General features: G+C 40.9%; 16 protein-coding genes and 1 pseudogene. 14 read left to right on the top strand and 3 right to left on the bottom strand.

All coding sequences use genetic code 11. The annotated features are described in order from the left end of the window. Positions 1-13: 13 nt before the first annotated feature. From QR40_RS04710 to QR40_RS04725, 4 genes are all read left to right on the top strand, one after another. Positions 14-970 (top strand): ABC transporter permease, encoded by a 957-nt coding sequence (locus tag QR40_RS04710; RefSeq protein ID WP_052430703.1) that lies wholly within the window; start codon positions 14-16, stop codon positions 968-970. A gap of 86 nt (positions 971-1,056) precedes the next feature. Beyond that, complete coding sequence (locus QR40_RS04715; protein WP_044293701.1) at positions 1,057-2,097, top strand: uroporphyrinogen decarboxylase family protein; 1,041 nt, start codon at positions 1,057-1,059, stop codon at positions 2,095-2,097. A gap of 41 nt (positions 2,098-2,138) precedes the next feature. After that, entirely contained in the window at positions 2,139-2,462 is a 324-nt protein-coding gene (locus QR40_RS04720) for an L-rhamnose mutarotase (RefSeq protein WP_027295973.1), read from the top strand. 415 nt (positions 2,463-2,877) lie between these two features. Beyond that, positions 2,878-4,035, top strand: coding sequence for an amidohydrolase (locus QR40_RS04725; RefSeq protein WP_081998797.1), 1,158 nt, complete (start codon positions 2,878-2,880; stop codon positions 4,033-4,035). A gap of 101 nt (positions 4,036-4,136) precedes the next feature. Here the strand turns inward: QR40_RS04725 and QR40_RS33935 are convergent, their stop codons facing one another. Further along, on the bottom strand, positions 4,137-5,498 hold the full coding sequence (locus tag QR40_RS33935; RefSeq protein ID WP_465231360.1) for a sensor domain-containing diguanylate cyclase: 1,362 nt from the start codon (positions 5,496-5,498) through the stop codon (positions 4,137-4,139). 33 nt (positions 5,499-5,531) lie between these two features. After that, positions 5,532-6,590: pseudogene (locus QR40_RS33940) on the bottom strand (HD-GYP domain-containing protein); the annotation flags it as partial. A 412-nt stretch (positions 6,591-7,002) separates the two neighbouring features. Here QR40_RS33940 and QR40_RS04740 point away from each other — a divergent pair. The 10 genes from QR40_RS04740 (at position 7,003) to QR40_RS04785 (ending at position 17,166) form a co-directional block, all read left to right on the top strand. Continuing rightward, complete coding sequence (locus QR40_RS04740; RefSeq protein WP_027295975.1) at positions 7,003-7,188, top strand: (2Fe-2S)-binding protein; 186 nt, start codon at positions 7,003-7,005, stop codon at positions 7,186-7,188. 160 nt (positions 7,189-7,348) lie between these two features. Then, a complete protein-coding gene (locus QR40_RS04745; protein ID WP_044293702.1) occupies positions 7,349-8,062 on the top strand; it encodes an ABC transporter ATP-binding protein in 714 nt (237 codons plus the stop codon). Continuing rightward, entirely contained in the window at positions 8,055-9,677 is a 1,623-nt protein-coding gene (locus tag QR40_RS04750; RefSeq protein WP_027295977.1) for a hypothetical protein, read from the top strand. The genes QR40_RS04745 and QR40_RS04750 overlap by 8 nt, the downstream gene beginning before the upstream one ends. A 25-nt stretch (positions 9,678-9,702) precedes the next feature. Beyond that, on the top strand, positions 9,703-10,776 hold the full coding sequence (ytvI, locus tag QR40_RS04755) for a sporulation integral membrane protein YtvI (protein ID WP_027295978.1): 1,074 nt from the start codon (positions 9,703-9,705) through the stop codon (positions 10,774-10,776). Positions 10,777-10,953: 177 nt separating this feature from the next. Continuing rightward, positions 10,954-11,766 (top strand): DUF368 domain-containing protein, encoded by an 813-nt coding sequence (locus QR40_RS04760; protein ID WP_044293703.1) that lies wholly within the window; start codon positions 10,954-10,956, stop codon positions 11,764-11,766. 114 nt (positions 11,767-11,880) lie between these two features. Then, entirely contained in the window at positions 11,881-12,447 is a 567-nt protein-coding gene (locus QR40_RS04765) for a chromate transporter (RefSeq protein ID WP_044293706.1), read from the top strand. Beyond that, the gene (locus tag QR40_RS04770; protein WP_027295981.1) at positions 12,444-13,010 is read left to right on the top strand and encodes a chromate transporter; all 567 of its coding nucleotides are present in this window, start codon (positions 12,444-12,446) and stop codon (positions 13,008-13,010) included. The genes QR40_RS04765 and QR40_RS04770 overlap by 4 nt, the downstream gene beginning before the upstream one ends. Before the next feature lie 157 nt (positions 13,011-13,167). Beyond that, complete coding sequence (locus tag QR40_RS04775; protein WP_044293707.1) at positions 13,168-14,451, top strand: O-acetylhomoserine aminocarboxypropyltransferase/cysteine synthase family protein; 1,284 nt, start codon at positions 13,168-13,170, stop codon at positions 14,449-14,451. 107 nt (positions 14,452-14,558) lie between these two features. Next, the gene (locus QR40_RS04780) at positions 14,559-15,611 is read left to right on the top strand and encodes a metallophosphoesterase family protein (protein WP_044293708.1); all 1,053 of its coding nucleotides are present in this window, start codon (positions 14,559-14,561) and stop codon (positions 15,609-15,611) included. A gap of 1 nt (position 15,612) precedes the next feature. Next, positions 15,613-17,166, top strand: a complete 1,554-nt coding sequence (locus QR40_RS04785) for an ATP-binding protein (RefSeq protein ID WP_044293710.1) — start codon at positions 15,613-15,615, stop codon at positions 17,164-17,166. Positions 17,167-18,038: 872 nt separating this feature from the next. Here the strand turns inward: QR40_RS04785 and QR40_RS04790 are convergent. Beyond that, positions 18,039-18,443 carry a bacteriohemerythrin gene (locus QR40_RS04790; protein WP_027295986.1) on the bottom strand — a complete coding sequence of 135 codons (405 nt, stop codon included), beginning with the start codon at positions 18,441-18,443 and terminating at the stop codon, positions 18,039-18,041.

Genomic DNA, 18,443 nt, shown 5'->3' on the forward strand with positions numbered 1-18,443 from the left:
GGAGGATAGGAAGATGAATGCGAAAGCAAAAAGTTTTGATATAAAAGCATTTTTAATGAAATATATTATGTATTTTGTTTTGATATTGATGTGTATTATTATGGCGGTTGCCAGCGACAAGTTTTTAACCACGGCAAATTTAATGACAATAGTAAAACAGATATCCATACAGTCTATAGTAGCAATCGGTATGACCATGATTATTATAACCGGTAATATAGATTTAAGTGTTGGCTCCATCGTAGCATTTGCTTCCGTATGTGCAGCAATGATGATGAATGCCGGATTACCTATTCCCATTGCGATTATTCTTACCGTTTTGGTGGCAGGGGTATTAGGATTTATTTCCGGTGGGGTGACCGCAAAGCTAAAACTGCATTCATTCCTGGTAACACTGGCACTGATGCAGGCATTCAGAGGTCTTGCACAAACTATTACCGGAGGCTATCCGGTAGCCGGACTTCCGGATTCCTTTGGAAAAATTGCATCCGGTTCCATTGGTCCGGTTCCTTATCTGGTTATTTACATGATTATCTTTTATGCAGTGTTTATATACATTATGAAATATACTGCATTTGGAAGATCTATTTATGCCATTGGCGGAAACCAGGAGTCAGCAAGACTTTCCGGTATTAACGTTGAAAAAGTAAAAACAATGGTTTTCGTTATTTCATCCATGCTTTGCGGTGTTGCAGGCGTGCTGTTAACATCGAAAGTCCGTTCCGGAGATCCGACTTGTGCAAACGGTTGGGAAATGGATACCATCGCAGGAGCGATCATTGGCGGAACAAATATGATGGGCGGCGAAGGAAAGCTTGGAGGAACCATTATAGGTTTGCTATTTGTTGGTATCTTAAGCAATGGTATGGTATTATTAGGTGTAAATGCATATATGCAGAGTGTTATTAAAGGGCTTGTAATCTTTGGTGCAGTTATTATCAACAGCATCCAGAAAAGAAGCCAGGCATAATAAGGGCTGTCAGAAAGCAATCAAACACGCTCTAAAGCAGAATTACGATTTATGACGCAGAGAGTATAATTCAGGAGGAATGAAGGATGAACAGTTTAGAACGTTTTTATGCAACGGTAGACAGAAAGCCGGTAGACAGACCGGCGGCATGGCTTGGAATGCCGGATATTTTTGCACAGCCGGCATTATTCGAATATTATGGTGTAAAAGATATGCATGAATTAAAACTGGCGGTGGGAGATGACTTCTATGCAGTGGAGGTTCCTTATCAATCCCCTACGGCAAGTGCAATCTACGCAGCGTTTGACTGGTATATGGATGGAAATGTAGATTCCGAAGACCGTACCTTAACAGCAGACGGATGTTTTAAAGATGCAGAAGACCTGGAAGACCTGGATTTCTTTGAGTGGCCGGATCCGGCAAAATATATTGATGTGGAAGAGTGCAGACGCAGAGTAGAACTTGCACCGGAGGGAAAAGTAGTACTGGGCATGATGTGGTCAGCTCATTTTCAGGATGCATGTGCGTCCTTTGGAATGGAAACAGCACTTATGAATATGATTGCCAATCCGGAAGTTTACGAAGCGGTAAATGATAAGATCGTGGATTTTTACCTGAAAGCAAATGAAATTTTCTATGAAGCGACAAAGGGAAAACTAAATGCAGTACTGATCGGAAATGATATGGGAAGCCAGCGCGGACTGATGCTTTCACCGGCAATGGTCAAAGAATTTATCATACCCGGATGTAAAAAACTGGTAGAGCAGGCACATAGCTATGGATTAAAAGTCATTTACCATTCCTGCGGTTCTATCGCTGATGTAATTCCTGATTTAATTGAAGCAGGTGTAGATATTGTACATCCCATTCAGGCACTTGCAGCCGGAATGCAGCCGGAAAACCTGAAAGAAAAATTTGACGGAAAAGTCTCTTTCTGCGGTGGTGTAGATACTCAGGATCTGTTGGTAAACGGAACACCGGAAGAAGTACGCAGTAAAGTGAAAGAATTACGGACCATCTTTCCAACGGGTTTGATTATTTCCCCCAGCCACGAAGCAATCATGCCTGATGTGCCTCCGGCAAACATAAAAGCTTTGTTTGATGAAGCACAGAAAATATACGGGTAAAGTGTAATCTTGTTTAACCGTTATGGAAAGGGACAGCAAATATGAAAAGAATTGGTGAAATGATAAAAATAAAACCGGAGGGTCTGGAACAATACAAAGCATATCATGCAAATCCGCTTCCGGGAGTAAATGAAATTTTGAAGGCATGCAACATTCAGAACTATTCTATTTATCAAAGAGGGGACTACATGTTTGCATATTATGAATATGTGGGAGAAAACTTTGATGCTGATATGGAAAAAGTTGCAGCCGATCCGGCAACGCAAAAGTGGTGGGATCTGGTGAAGCCGTTGATGCAGCCTCTTGAGGATAGGAAAGAAGAGGAATTCTGGTCGGGAATGGAAGAAGTTTATCATTTGGAGTAATAGTAGTACAGCGAACAGTTTCTTAAATTGAGGTTTTGCTGAGTAATGACGCTTTGTAGATGCAGGTAGTGTACGGAAAGAGAAGGGGACGGAGCCCATGCCAGTTCCCCACATTCTGGGTAAATACCAGCTCCAATACAATGGTAAAAAAGCTATGTCTTCTGCGGATAATGCGTTTTTAAGGACTTAAAAAGCAGCTATCACATGATGATGCTGGGAATGAGTGTATACTTAAGTGATTTCTATGAAATAAAAAGTGAATATCGTATTATATCACATTAACGTTTAGCAGGGTGCAAATCAGCACCCTGCTAAAAAAATGGATAATTTTTGAATAACGACAAATAATAGCAAAAGAATATATATTACGTACATTATTTCATAAAAGCATTGGTACTAGAAAGAGGGATATTATTTGTTAATCATAAAAGGAAAAGTCCATACGATGGATGGGCAGACATATGAAAATGGTTACGTCCGTACAAAGGACAGTAAAATTGCGGAAGTTGGAAGTATGGAGGATTTATTTCCATTCTGCGGAGAGGATGAGATTATAGATGCAGGCGGCGGCTGGGTACTGCCCGGCATTATTGAATCGCATTGTCATATTGGAATAACGGAAGAAAAGCATGGGATGATTGGAGATGACAGCAACGAGATGACGGACCCCATCACCCCTACTCTTCGTGCGATTGATGCAATTGATCCATTAGATCCGGCATTTCATGAGGCAATTATGGCAGGAATTACGTCTGTTATGGCAGGACCGGGCAGCTCCAATGTAGTAGGTGGTCAGTTTGCATTTATCAAGACACATGGGCGTTGTATCGATGATATGATAATCCGGGAACCAGCGGCAATGAAGATTGCGTTTGGTGAGAATCCCAAGACAAACTATGGGGACAAGGATGTATGTCCTGCTACCAGGATGGGGATTGCTTCTCTTTTGAGAGAAACTCTATTTAAGGCAAGGCAGTATTTTCTGAAAAAAGAGTCAGGAGAATTAGAGGAGGAAGATTTCCAAATGGAAGCCTGGGTGCCTGTTTTTCGAAAAGAAATTCCGTTAAAAGCACATGTGCACAGGGCGGATGATATCCTGACGGCAATTCGTATTGCAAAAGAATATGAATTGGATTTAACCCTGGATCATTGTACAGAAGGACATCTGATAACTGAAAAAATAGTTGAATCCGGATATCCCTGTATCGTAGGTCCCGATCTGACGTCCAAATCAAAAATAGAAATAGAAAATTTAAGCTTTAAAACAGATAAAATCCTGCAGGAGAGAGGCGTTCAGATTGCAATTACAACAGATCATCCGGTTTCTATGATCCGTTACCTCCCCTTATGTGCAGGGCTTTCGGTCAAGCAGGGACTGCCGATGGAAGAAGGACTAAAGGCGATTACGATTAATCCGGCAAGAATCTGTGGAGCAGGAGACCGGGTAGGCAGTCTGAAGCCGGGGAAGGATGCAGATATTGTTATTTTTTCGGGGAATCCGCTGGAAATATTTACGCAGACGCTGTACACGATTATTGATGGAAAGATTGTTTATAAAAACGGGGATATATAGAATGTTCTTCAGAAGAGAGAAGGGACTGCCGGTTAAATAGATTATTAACCGACAGCCTCTTTTTAGTTAATCCCATAACAGGTCTGAGCTTATGGAAATATTTATGTTTCATTATAAAAAGTATAACAATTCTTTCCATTTCGTTTGGAACGATACAGTGCTTTATCCGCCGTTGTGAATAACTCTGAATATTTGCACCCGTCTTGTGGATAAAGTGATATTCCAATGCTGATAGAAATTGGAAAGGTGTTTTTAGCGGAAAAGGAAAAATTCTGCAGGGCATTTTGAAGCAATTCCGCCTTTTCATAGATTAAGGAGGCAGAATGCACATTTTTTAAGAATACTACAAACTCATCGCCGCCTGCACGTCCTATAATATCTTCCGTCCGGAAATTTGTTCTGAGGCATGAACTGATCATTTGAAGAACAGTATCTCCCACGGTATGTCCGAAAGTATCATTGACAGTTTTAAAATTGTCGATATCTATAATAAACAAAGCATGATATGAACCCTTTCCGTCTGAGGCCAGATAATCCTGTATTAATTTTTCTGTGGTAAGTTTATTGTAGATGCCCGTCAGCAAATCTTTTTGCGCCATATTTTCCAATAGTGCATTTTCCTTTTTATAATCATCTACGTCAGATATGGTTGCAATGGTTCGAATGGGATGGTGGTTCTGGTCGTAAATAACGTTAGCTTTGATCCTGCACCAGATATATTCACCTGAATTTATCTTTATCCGGATTTCCAGTTCAGCATGAGCCTGTCCGCTTGCCAGTATTTCTCTAAAATCCTGAAATGGTTTTTTATCGTCTTCATATACAATATCCGTTGTACATATGGTATTCCAGAAATTGTGGATTGGAAGGTCGTATTTGAATTTTTTCTCAAATGCCGGTGAGTGATACATGGAACTGTTCACCATATCCCATTCAAAAATAATATCCTGTGCCTGTTCTACGATGATACGATATCGCTCTTCGTTCATTAAAAGCATATTTTCCGTTTTTTTCGAAAGAGTCTGATCTATAAAAACAGCCTGCACGATAGCATAACCGTCTTCTATTTCAACTGCAGAGCCATGGACATCAATCCAGGCAATGCCTCCATCTTTTTTTCGAATCCGGTATTGAACAGAAATGGGGGAGCCCTCATTCATTTGCTGTTTAATGGAGAATGTAAGATCCGGGATATCTTCCTCCAGAATCAGGCGGATTCCTTTTCCTTCAATCGGTGCAGAGTGGTATTCGTTTCTGGTATAACCGGTCAACTTATAAAATCCTTCGGAAGCAAGCAGAATGCGAAAATCATCATCTACAGCGACTTTCGCCACACCTCCGGGGATAGCATTAATTAAGGCGTCCCGTTCCAGGGTTTCTTTTTGCAATGCAGTAGAAGCTTCCTGTAATTCTTTGGCAATCATAGTAGGATCTTTTATATCGGTACCGGGAAGGTCAGCCATGTCAGGAAGAAAAGATACCGAAATATTATCCTGTATGGTGCCGTCCTTGTAAGTGGTGCTAATTTCTTTGAAAATGACGGATACCTGTTCAAAACAATTAATCAGCTGAGCGGAAAAGATGCCGCATTCACCGTGTAATATCATTTGAACAGCCTCCTCATGGGAAAAAGCAGGCTTGTATACGCGGTCACTAGTCAGTGCATCGTATACATCTGCTATGGATACAATCTGGGCGCAGACTGGGATTTCATCACCTTTGAGTCCATCGGGGTAGCCTTTTCCGTCCCAGCGTTCATGGTGGTAGCGGCAGATATCATAGCAGTAATGCAAATAAACTTTATCATCCATTCGCTGAAAGGTCTGAAGAATTTCACAGCCTTTCGTAGTGTGGGTTTTCATGATTTCAAATTCTTCCGGAGTCAGCCTGCCCGGCTTTAAAAGAATAGAATCAGGAATAGCAATTTTACCGATGTCATGCATGGCGGAAGCGCTGGCTATGGTATCAATCAGCCTGGGAGTCAGCATATATTCCGGGAACATACGCTGTACACAGGCAGCCAGAGTTTTGGTTAACACCCGGATACGCCGGATATGATGGCCGGATTCCATGCTGCGGTATTCGATTACAGTACTCAGGGCATCGATTATAAAATCATTGGTTTCCGTTAGTTTTTTTGTTTGATGCTCCACAAGATCTTCCAGATGATTTTTGTGCCGGTATAGTTCAATACTGTTTTCAACGCGCTTTTTAACAATATGTGCATTAAACGGTTTTAATATTATATCAGAAGCACCAAGGTCCAGTGCCTTTATTTCATTTTCCTGGTAAGTATCAGCAGTGATCAGGATAACCGGGATTTTCTTCATAATTCCTTCAGACTGCAGATGTTCCATTACCTGAAATCCATCCATGACAGGCATGATGATGTCAAGCAGAATGATAGCAATACTGTCCTGATGCTGATGGAGCAGATTCAGCGCAGTCAGTCCGTTTTCTGCCTCCATTACGTCATAATCTTTGTGGAAGAGCTCACACAAAATGGCGCGGTTTATTTCCATATCATCAACTATTAGTATTTTATTTCTTTTCATGACTTTTACCTGCCTTGTATATAGAATGCTTAATTGTAAAATTTTAACAAAAATGTTATTTCTTATTTTATCATAAAAGAACATATTAAAAAAGTATATTCAGAAGAAAGATGGCGAAATATCTCAATTTTCCCCTTATCTGGTGTATGTAGATTATGGGCAAATCTGCAGATATGCATATGCGCACAGGCAGATGGAACGGGCAGCCTATCATTCGAATGTGGAGCATACAATACCACAGCCGGTTAGATCGATTCATGATATTAGCTTGGAAGATATAAATAAATTTCTCAAGTCCAGAATTTGCTAGAAAGAATAGATGAAATCTCTGGACATTTTAAAAAAAATATATTATATTAAATATATCGATAATAGTTATTGATATTAATAAGTTAATGAAGGAGATATTCTCATGAAAAAAGATAAAGTAGTATGTAATTGTTATAACGTAACCGTAGGGGAGATGGAGGAAGCAGTTGCTAAAAACGCAACGAGTTTTGAAGAAATTCAGGATGAAACGAATGTTTCCCTATGCTGCGGCGCATGTGAAGATTATGCCAGAAATGTTGCGGATGAATTATTAGAGCAATCCAATTAAAAACTAGATAACCGGGTGGGCAGGTAACTGCAGCACCCGGTTTTTTTGTGGTAGTTATTAAAAAACTATAAACATAGGAAATTTTGTTGAAGCAAATGCTAATTCATGCTATCATTTGACCAAATTTAAGTAACTAAGAGGGATAGGAAAAGGAGGGCGCATGGAACTTCAGTTAGAGCAGATCAGGAAATCGTTTGGAGAAAAAGAGGTTCTGAAAGGATGTACTTTTCGGTTTGAAAAAGGGAAAATTTATGGATTGCTTGGAAGAAATGGAGCGGGAAAAACAACGTTGTTTAACTGTTTGAGCGATGAAATTTCACCGGATAGCGGCACAGCAAATATATACAGGGAGGACGGACAGCTGGAATCATTAGCCGAAGATCATATCGGTTATGTATTTTCCACACCGGTTTTGCCGGATTTTCTCACCGGATATGAATTTCTGAAATTTTATATTGAGATTAACCAGGACAGAGCAGATCCCGAAATGACGATTGATACATATTTTGATATGGTGAAAATAGATCCGGAAGACAGAAACAGGCTGATTAAAGGATATTCTCATGGGATGAAGAATAAATTACAAATGCTGTGTTTTATTATCGCAAGGCCGCCTGTAATTCTTCTGGATGAGCCGCTGACCTCTTTTGATGTAGTGGTCGCACTTGAGATTAAGAAATTGCTGCGTGAGATTAAGAAGGATCACATCATTATTTTTTCTACTCATATACTGCAGCTGGCAACTGATCTTTGCGATGAACTTGTAGTCCTGAGCGAAGGAAAATTGCAGCAGCTGGATCATGAGATGCTGAAAAGTAAAGATTTTGAAACCCGGATCATAGAGTTATTAAAGGATGAGGAGGATCATGATTAAGACATTCAAGACCATTTTTCATTTGAAAACGGTGATGCAGGTAAATGTTTTTCTATATTATTTGAAGCGGCTCTGGGTAATCGGAAAGCTGATACCAGACAATGCCTATGGTATGGATTCTGCTAAAAAAGTGCTGACAGTAATCATTGCAGTCCTGATGCAGGTTGTGGAATTTGTTGGTAAGGGTCTTTATTTAGCGGTAATGATTGGATTACCATTCCTTTTTATGGGGAAGAATCAGATATTGACTCCGGCAGAGCGGTTCCTGTGGATGGTGCATATTTTGTTCTTTACAAATTGTATTCTGGGATCGTTACAGGACAGCCAGGTTTTTTCGGTTACAAGACAGAAAATCACTTGTATAAAATACATGCAGATGGATGCAGGAAGGTATGTACAGGCTACATTACTTTCAAAATATGTTCCCTTTTTCGTTTATTACCTTCCATTTCTGATTTTAGCAGCCCGCATGGCAGGTGGCAGTATACTTCAGGGGGTGGGGCTGTGGCTGCTGCTTGTATCTTTCCGCATGATGGGGGAAGCTTTACAGGTATATCTCTACGATAAAAAAGGTTTTGTACTATCCAGAAATATGGGATTTGCCTGGGGAGTTATTATTTTATCCCTGACGGCAGCGTATCTTCCGTTTTTCCTGAACATGCCTCATACAGTGGCTCCGGTTATCATCCATCCGGTCAGCGTGCTGATCGCTGTTATCCTTGGCGCAGTCAGTTTTTATTATATTATGTGGGGGTATAAAGCCTACGCAGAGAAGCTGAAACGATCGATAGAACTGAAGTATTTGTTTTCGAATGCCATGAAGCAGGCAAAGCAGTCTTCATTTGCCGAAGTAGAAATGAAAGAAAAAGATCTGAAAACCAGCCGGGAAGAGGTAGCTAAATTCCAGAGGCTTAAAGGATATGCATATATGAATGCAATTTTCTTTGCAAGACATCGCAGGCAGTTAGTGAAACCAATATATTTCAGGCTTGCTATAACAGCCATTATACTTGTCGGGGGAATCTTCCTATATATAAGTGATAAAAACACTGCTGTCAAATTAAGTGAGAATCTGGGTGTTTTACTCCCCAGCTTTGTTTTTATCATGTATTGTATGTCAGTTGGGGATAAATCCTGCAGAGCAATGTTTTATAATTGTGATATCAGTCTGCTCCGTTATGGATATTACCGTAAGCCGGGAACGATTCTACAGAATTTTAAGATACGTCTGATTCGGATATCGCTGTATAATCTCATTGTAGGCGTGGCATTAAGTGCAGTGGCAGTTATTTTTTGTATTTTGTGTGGAACCAGTATATTTTCGCTAGATCTGCTGGCCTTTTCCGTATCGATCATGCTTCTGGCAGTTTTATTTACAGTACATCATTTATTCCTGTACTATGTATTTCAGCCTTATTCTACGGGGCTGGATATTAAAAATCCATTTTTTACGGTAATTAACAATGTAATGTATTTTATATGTTTTATGTGCCTTAAAATAGAGGCGGGCGGAACAGGTTTCACAATGGCAGTATTGGCATTTACCATATGCTATATAGCTGTGGCTCTTGTTTTGGTTTACCGGCTGGCTCCCAGGTATTTTCGGATAAAATAAGCAGCTGAGGAAGGATCTATAATCTATGGATATAGAAAAAAGAAAAAGATTTATTGTTAATTTTATATATTGTTTCATCATCGGGGCAATTGTAGTTGTTGCGCTTAAGTATGGTTTGTCTTATATAGCCCCCTTTCTAATGGCATTCGTATTTGCATTTATACTTAAAAAACCAATAAATTTCCTTAACCGGAAGTGCAGGGTTAATAAAACATTAGCGGCAATTCTGCTTGTTATATTGTTTTATGCAGTAATTGGTGTTCTGTTTACGCTTCTGGGAGTACGGCTGTTTACATCGATCCAGCAGTTATTTTTTTACATTCCACAGATTTATGCCAGGGACATTGAACCTTCTTTAATGGATCTGATTGATTCCCTGGAGAAATCCCTTTCCAGGCTGGATCCAACCATGATTTCCACACTGGAAGAAGTTACCGGGAATCTGGTGAAGTCACTTGGAGAGAGTATTTCAAGTCTGTCTATGAAAGTAATCGGAGCAATTTCCAACTATGCATCGACGCTTCCGGGTTTTTTAATACGTGTATTATTTACTGTAATTTCCACCTTCTTTCTAACCATTGACTATGATAAGGTTATGGGATTTCTGTTAAGACAATTAAAAGAGAAACCAAGAAAACTGGCATTAGAGGTAAAGGATTATGTTATAAATACTCTGTTTAAATGCATTCGTTCTTATGCGCTGATTATGTGTATTACTTTTATTGAACTTTCCATTGGACTTACAATACTGCGGATAGACAATGCGATTCTCATTGCGTTTTTAATATCGATCTTTGATATTCTTCCGGTACTGGGGACCGGCGGAATTATGATTCCCTGGACAGTACTGACGGCAATACAGGGAGATTACACAATGGCCATTGGGCTGCTGTGCGTGTATCTGGTAGTTACAGTAATCCGTAACATTCTGGAACCGAAGATTGTAGGAAGCCAGGTAGGGCTCCATCCACTGGTGACTTTGATGTCTATGTTTGTCGGGGCACAGATCTTAGGAGTATTTGGGTTATTTGGATTGCCAATAACGCTTTCCCTCTTAAAGAATCTGAATGATAAAGGAACGATTCATATTTTTAAATAACGATATCTAAAGAGCACAGTTTCTAAGCGGGTACTGAACTGGGAAATGCATCAGGCTTTCACAGTGAATACCCGCCGCTCCAGAGCGTATTTTAACAATAGAGCTGTCGGGCATATGTATATATTCACGTTTTTCGAATAAATTATAAGTAAAAAGAAAGATGTGTAGGAGTAAGCTATGTCAAAGATAATGTTAACGACAGCCCTGAAAGGTCTCTGTGTAGGAGGCACCATGCTTGTACCGGGAGTGAGCGGTGGTTCTATGGCCATGATCCTGGGGATTTATGATAAATTAATTGAATCTGTCAGTTCATTTTTTAAAGATATAAAAAACAGTCTGATTTTTCTTGTAACCTTTTCTCTTGGTGCGGGAGTGGGAATGATCCTGCTTGCCAAGCCATTACTTCATCTGATCGAATCTTATCCCATGCTGTTATTGTATTTTTTTATCGGAGTAGTTGCAGGCGGTGTGCCTATGATATACCAAAAAGCAGAGGTACGCAGTATATCCTGGAAGGTATTTTTATATCCCGCAGCTGGTCTGGCTGCAGTGCTGTTGTTTGAACTTCTTCCAGCCGATTTCTTTCAAATGGGAACCGGAGAGGGGATGCCGGGGTTTCTGCTGCTGGCAGCAGCGGGTATTGTGGCAGCGGTGGCATTAGTCCTCCCTGGAATCAGCGTATCCTATCTGCTTCTGCTGATGGGAATCTATGATAAAACAATGATGGCTATTGGAGATTTTAATCTTGCTTTTTTAATTCCTCTTGGAAGCGGTATTATTCTGGGAATTATACTTACTACGAAATTGCTGGAAAATGCCATGAAAAACCATACTCAGGCAACTTATCTGATTATTCTGGGCTTTGTGGCAGGATCTGTGGCAGAAGTATTTCCGGGAGTGCCCCAGGGAATAGAATTTATTTTTTGTATTGCGGCATTTATTGCCGGATTTGGTATGATACAGCTTTTGTACAGTATAGAGCGGTCCTGAAGGTTCCCGTAGAAATGTATTATAAAATCATATACTTTTCATCAGATATCGTTATTTTACTATTATGGTAAATTACGTTATAGTAACAATGATGAAAAGGAGGATATTTTACAAATGGGGAAAAAGAAAATTTTGTTAAAATTGTTTTTGTCTATGCTTTATCTGAGTGCATTTACATTTGGAGGGGGATATGTAATTGTCACATTAATGAAAAAGAAATTTGTGGACGGTTATCATTGGATTAATGAGCAGGAGATGCTGGATTTAACTGCAATAGCCCAGTCGGCGCCGGGAGCAATTGCAGTAAATGGAGCTATTATTGTAGGATACCGGGTAGCGGGAGCAGCGGGAGCAGCCGTATCGATCATTGGTACTGTGCTCCCGCCCTTTGCGATATTATCTGTGATTTCCATATTCTATGAAGCCTTTCGGGATAATTTAATTGTGAACCTGGTTCTGACCGGAATGCAGGCAGGTGTTGCTGCGGTAATTGCTGATGTGGTAATTGAAATGGGTGGAAACCTTGTAAAAGAAAAAAATGTACTCTCTATATTCATCATGGTAGCTGCCTTTGCCGCATCCTATCTGTTAAATATCAATGTGATTCTGATTATTCTGATCTGTGGAGTAATTGGTGTAATCAGAGCGGTGTATAACATAAAGAAGGGAGCGGTCAAATGATCTACTTACAGCTATTTCTAAGCTTTGTGCAAATTGGAATGTTCAGTATAGGGGGCGGTTATGCGGCGATGCCCTTAATTCAAAATCAGGTTGTAGATATTCACAATTGGCTTACGGTAAAAGAATTTACAGATTTAATTACCATATCCCAGATGACGCCCGGACCGATTGCAATCAATTCTGCGACTTTCGTGGGCTTGCAGATTGGAGGTATCCAGGGGGCAGTGGTAGCTACAATCGGTTGTATTCTGCCATCTTGTATTATTGTATCCCTCTTGGCATATGTTTATTTTAAATATCGTGAAATGGCAGTTCTTCAGGGCATTTTAGGAAGTTTAAGACCGGCTGTTGTTGCCATGATTGCATCGGCAGGGTTTGCTATACTGGTTTTGTCTTTCTGGGGAGATGCCGGTTTCTCTGTTCATTTCTCCGATCTAAAAGTACAGGCGGTAGTGATTTTCACCGCTGCAGTAATCCTTTTGCGGAAGTTTAAGATGAATCCCGTCAGTGTAATGCTTTTGGCTGGGGCTGCGCAGGTTGTGATGTATTATATATGGGGCTAGGTGAGCAAGAGGATGGTTCCGTTCACATGCTTTATCTGCAAAAGGTCATCCTCAGCACCCCCAATTTTATAAAATCAGGATTTCTATTTTCAACCAGATATGCTATACTATACAAAATACAGATAATACGACTATATTAGAGATAGGAGAGCCTGGAATGAACAGCGATTATAGAATTGAGACTAAATGCATCCAGTCTGGATGGAAACCAAAAAAAGGGGAGCCGAGGGTGCTTCCTATTGTTCAGAGTACTACTTTTAAGTATGATTCAACAGAAGAAATGGGCAGATTATTTGCACTGGAAGAAGAGGGATATTTTTATACCAGATTACAAAATCCTACCAATGATACCGTGGCTTCTAAGATTTGTGATCTGGAAGGCGGCGCAGCCGCTATGCTGACATCTTCCGGACAAGCAGCAAATTTTTATGCAGTTTTTAATATTTGTGAAGCGGGAGATCATATTGTTGCATCCTCCACAATTTACGGCGGAACTTATAATCTCTTTGGCGTAACAATGAAAAAGCTGGGGATTGAGTGCACCTTTGTAGATCCGGATTCCTCTTATGAAGAACTTTGTAAGGCATTTCAGCCGAATACAAAAGTTGTATTTGCTGAAACGATTGCTAATCCTGCACTTGTTGTACTGGATATTGAGAAATTTGCAAAACTTGCACACGAACATCAGGTTCCTTTGATTGTAGATAATACATTTGCTACACCGGTTAACTGCCGTCCTTTTGAATGGGGAGCAGATATCGTTACCCATTCTACAACAAAGTATATGGATGGTCATGCAATGCAGGTAGGCGGAGCCATTGTTGACAGCGGTAATTTTGACTGGAATGCATATGGCGACAAATATCATGGTCTCACAACACCGGATGAATCTTATCACGGCGTGATCTATGCACAGAAATTTGGAAAAGGTGCATACATAATGAAGGCAACATCACAGGTAATGCGGGATCTGGGATCCATTCCGGCACCAATGAACAGTTTCCTGTTAAACGTTGGTTTAGAGACCCTGCCTCTTCGTGTGGAGAGACATTGTTATAATGCACAGAAAGTTGCAGAGTATCTGAATGCCCATGAGAAAGTATCTCATGTAAATTATGCAGGACTACCCGGCGACAAGTATTATGATGTTGCAAAAAAATATATGCCAAATGGAACCTGTGGCGTTATCTCTTTTGAACTGGAAGGCGGCAGAGAGGCAGCGGTAAGATTTATGGATGGCTTAAAGCTGGCTGCAATCGTAACCCACGTGGCAGATGCCAGAACCAGTGTTCTTCATCCTGCAAGTCATACCCACAGACAGATGAATGACCAGCAGTTAAAAGATGCCGGTGTATCACCGGGAATGATCCGTTTCTCAGTGGGCATCGAGAATGTTCAGGACATCATTGCTGATTTGGAACAGGCACTTGCACTGGCTTAGAGCGTGTAAGAAAAACGCTATCTGACAGGCTCTGGTACGGCAATAAATTGGAAAAGACCCTGTATGGAGCAACAGGGTCTTTTCCATATAGGAAAGGAGGAATTTGGATGAAATTTATCCATATCGCAGATGTGCATCTGGGTGCTGTTCCGGATGTGGGATATCCATGGAGTGAAGAACGTAAGACTGAGATCTGGGACAGCTTCCGTAATATTATCAGAATAGCAAAAGCAGAGCAGGCGGACCTGCTTCTGATTGCAGGAGACCTTTTTCACAGACAGCCTTTATTAAAAGAATTAAAGGAGGTTAACTATCTTTTCTCCACCCTTACCGAGACAAGAGTTGTATTTATTATTGGAAATCATGACTATTTGAAGCCTGATTCGTTTTACCATGGTTTTAAGTGGAATGAAAACGTCATTTGTCTGGAAAACCAGGATTGTCAGAGGATTCATTTTCCAGATCTGAATACCACTGTCTATGGCCTGAGTTATCATACCAGAGAAATTACAAATGCTTTATATGATGAACTGGTACCGGAGGATGACGGAGTGTGTACGATTCTGCTGGCACATGGCGGGGATGAAAAGCATATCCCAATTAATAAAAGGCAGTTGTGCCAGGCCGGATTTGATTACGTAGCCCTGGGACATATACATAAGCCGCAGATACTGGAAGCAAATAGAATGGCATACTCAGGAGCTTTGGAACCTCTGGATAAAAATGATACGGGACCCCACGGGTATATGATAGGCGAATACAGGAAACGTACACTTACAGCCAGATTTATACCAAGTGCGGTCAGGGAATATATTCATTTAAAGGTAGAGACAGATGAAACGCAGACGGATTATTCCCTGCAGGAAAAAATTCAAGCATATATGAAAAAATTGGGCGGGCACAATATTTATAAAATAATCATTACCGGATATCGGGATCCGGACATTCAGTATGAGCTGAAAAGTTATGAAAAACTGGGAAATATAGTGGAAGTCGCCGATATGTCAAAACCGGCATACGACTTTGCGAAATTAGGGAAGAAATACGCTGACAGTGTAGTAGGACGATATATTCAGCGCCTGAATACAGATTCTATGGATGAAGTACAAAGCAAGGCTCTTTACTATGGAATACAGGCGATGTTAGAGACAACGAGGTGAGATGATGCGGATTCTGGAATTGCAGATCAGAAATTTTGGAAAGTTCAGGGATCAGATAATTACTTTCCATGAGGGGATTAATATCATCTACGGGGAAAATGAAATGGGAAAAAGCACGATCCATGCATTTATCAGGGGAATGCTGTTTGGCATTGATAAAATGCGTGGGAGAGCTGCCAGGAATGATGAATACACCATACGCCAGCCGTGGGATAATCCGGGGTATTTTGCCGGTGCAATGCGGTTTGAAAGCGGTGGAAAGATCTTCCGTATAGAAAGAAATTTTAATAAATTAGAAAAAAAGGCTCTGCTGATCTGTGAGTCCGACGGGGAAGAGCTGGATATTATACATGGAGACCTTCAAATGCTGATGGAAGGGCTGAATGAAACTGCATTTCGAAATACCATATTTATTCGTCAGAATTCCAGTAAAACGGATGAGGGGCTGGCGGCAGAGCTTCGAAATTATATGGCTAATTTTGAAAGCGCAGGAGATGATGAAATTAATGTTGTCAAAGCAATTGAAACATTAAAAGATAAGCAGCGGGAATGCGCTGTAAAAAAGAAGCAGCAGGATGAAGTCCGCAGTGAACGTCTGGAACAGGTGCAGATTAAACTGGATTATGTAGAACAGGAGATCCGTGGGCTGCAAAAACAGCAGGAAGATGGTACTATAAAACTTCAGGAATTACGAAGCATGGAGGCAAGAGAAGGGCTCGCGGAACAGGAAAAAAGAGCCCGCATGGAGGCCAGAAACAGGGAAGAAATCAAAATGCTGAAAATCCGGCAGATCTGCTTGTTCACTGCGGCAGGTATTGCAGTGCTGATGGGGATTCTGCTTAAACCGTTATGGCTGAAAATGGCATTGGGAATCGCCGCTGTATTGTTATTTGCTTATTGCTGGTATACAAATCGTTATTCCAGAAACAGGGAGCAGGAAAGCCGCCAGTCCGGCAGCGGAGCGTCCAAAGCCTCTCAGAAAATGGTTTGGAATCTGGAAAGGATACAGGAAGAATTGCATGAAAAGAGGGTCTTGCTTGAAAATCTCAAAGAAAACCAGGCGGACATTCTGGCAGAGAAAGCAGACAGCAATCGGATCCAAAACGATATAGAGGCTCTGGAGATTGCCATATCAACCATACAGGACATTTCCAGAGAGATATATAAGGAATCGGCAAGAAAGCTGAACCATACGGCTTCAGATATCTTAAAAGAGGTAACCGGAGGAAATTATACCAGCATCTATCTGGATGCTAATATGCAGGTAAGAATTAATACGCCTCAAAAACTATTGTATCTGGAACAGGTCAGCAGGGGAACGATGGATCAGATTTACTTTGCTCTTAGAATGGCTGCAGCTCAGCTTTTTCTAAGCGGCGAGAAAATGCCGCTGATATTTGATGATGCATTTGTAATGTACGATGAACAGCGGCTGAAAAGAACCCTTAAATGGCTTTATAAGAGTGATAGCCAGGTATTGTTATTTACCTGCCATAAAAGAGAGGGAGCAATTCTGGAAGAGATAAGAAGAGAAGAATGCTTTGTTCAAATATAAATTTGGGTTTCGCTGATTAAGAGACGCTTTGTAGATGTAGGCAGTGTACGGAAAGAGAAGGGGGCGGACCAGGACATTGGTTTGGAAGACTTACCGCAGAACTGGCATTTTCTAACCTTCCCGGAGCACTTTTTGGCGGCACGCGGGCATTCGCTCCGAAATCCTGATGCATTTCGCAGCTCACTGCCCGCTTACAATCCGATGGGAGCCAGTCGAATTGTATCCGCCAAAAAGCACACCGGGAAGATAAGTAAATGCTCAGCTCTGCTATACGCCTTCCAAACCAATGTCCTGGTCCGCCCCCTTCTCTTTCCGAGATAGCATTCGTTGATTCAAAGCTGGTTTTCTCAGCATGGTGGGCCCCCGGGGTTGTGGCATGCTGGACGCTATTGGCTGAAAGCAGCTTGATCTTATCACTGTAGTGGGATTCTTCATTCTAATACAGTATATTTATGGTTATAGTACTTACATCCAGTTACTTCTGTGATAGGAAAGCAAGTAAAATTAAACTTTCTCCCAATTCATACTAAACTGTCCAAACACACTCTGCTGAATCCAAAAACGAACAGCTGGTCACAGCCCCGGGGTCTCCACTCGGCTGAGAAAACCAGTTCTGCGGCCAGCTGACGGAGCCCATGCCAGTTTCCCACACCCATCTTTCCATACACTACCTACATCTACAAAGCGTCATTACTCAACAAAACCCAAATATATTTAACTTGCATGGAGTCTCTGGATAGCAAAAAAATAGGACTATTGGATTCTGCCCAATATTAGTCCCATTTTTTGACTGTATATTTACTCACATTCTCGTTTTTCAAAAACAAAGTATCCGCTATATACAAGCTTAACAGACACTTTGCAAATTCACATTAGTTATTTCTGGCATACTCCGCAACTGCTTTATCAAATCCTTTGATATGTTTAAACAGCCATTCGGTAACATTCTTATCCACAGCTGCAACAAATGCAGGTGTAGGTCCTTCTTCTTCCTGAAGCATTTCGTACAGTTCTTTAATTGCCTGGATGAATGCTTTATGCTGTTCTTTATGTTCGCTGATCTGTGGATATCCGATTTCTTCCTGAAGTTTTTCTTCTGCACTGAAATGGAAATCTGTATAATCTGAGAGATAATCCAGCATTTTAACCGCTGTGGTTTTTTCTTTCCCTGTTTCGCAGCTCTTAACAAGATCGTTGATTTTACCAATCAGTTCTTTGTGCTGTTCATCAATTAATTCATTGCCTGTTACTAAACTTTCATCAAATATTGCCTGCAT

The sequence above is a fragment of the Robinsoniella peoriensis genome, from assembly GCF_000797495.1.
In the GTDB taxonomy this organism is placed as follows: Bacteria; Bacillota; Clostridia; order Lachnospirales; family Lachnospiraceae; genus Robinsoniella; species Robinsoniella peoriensis.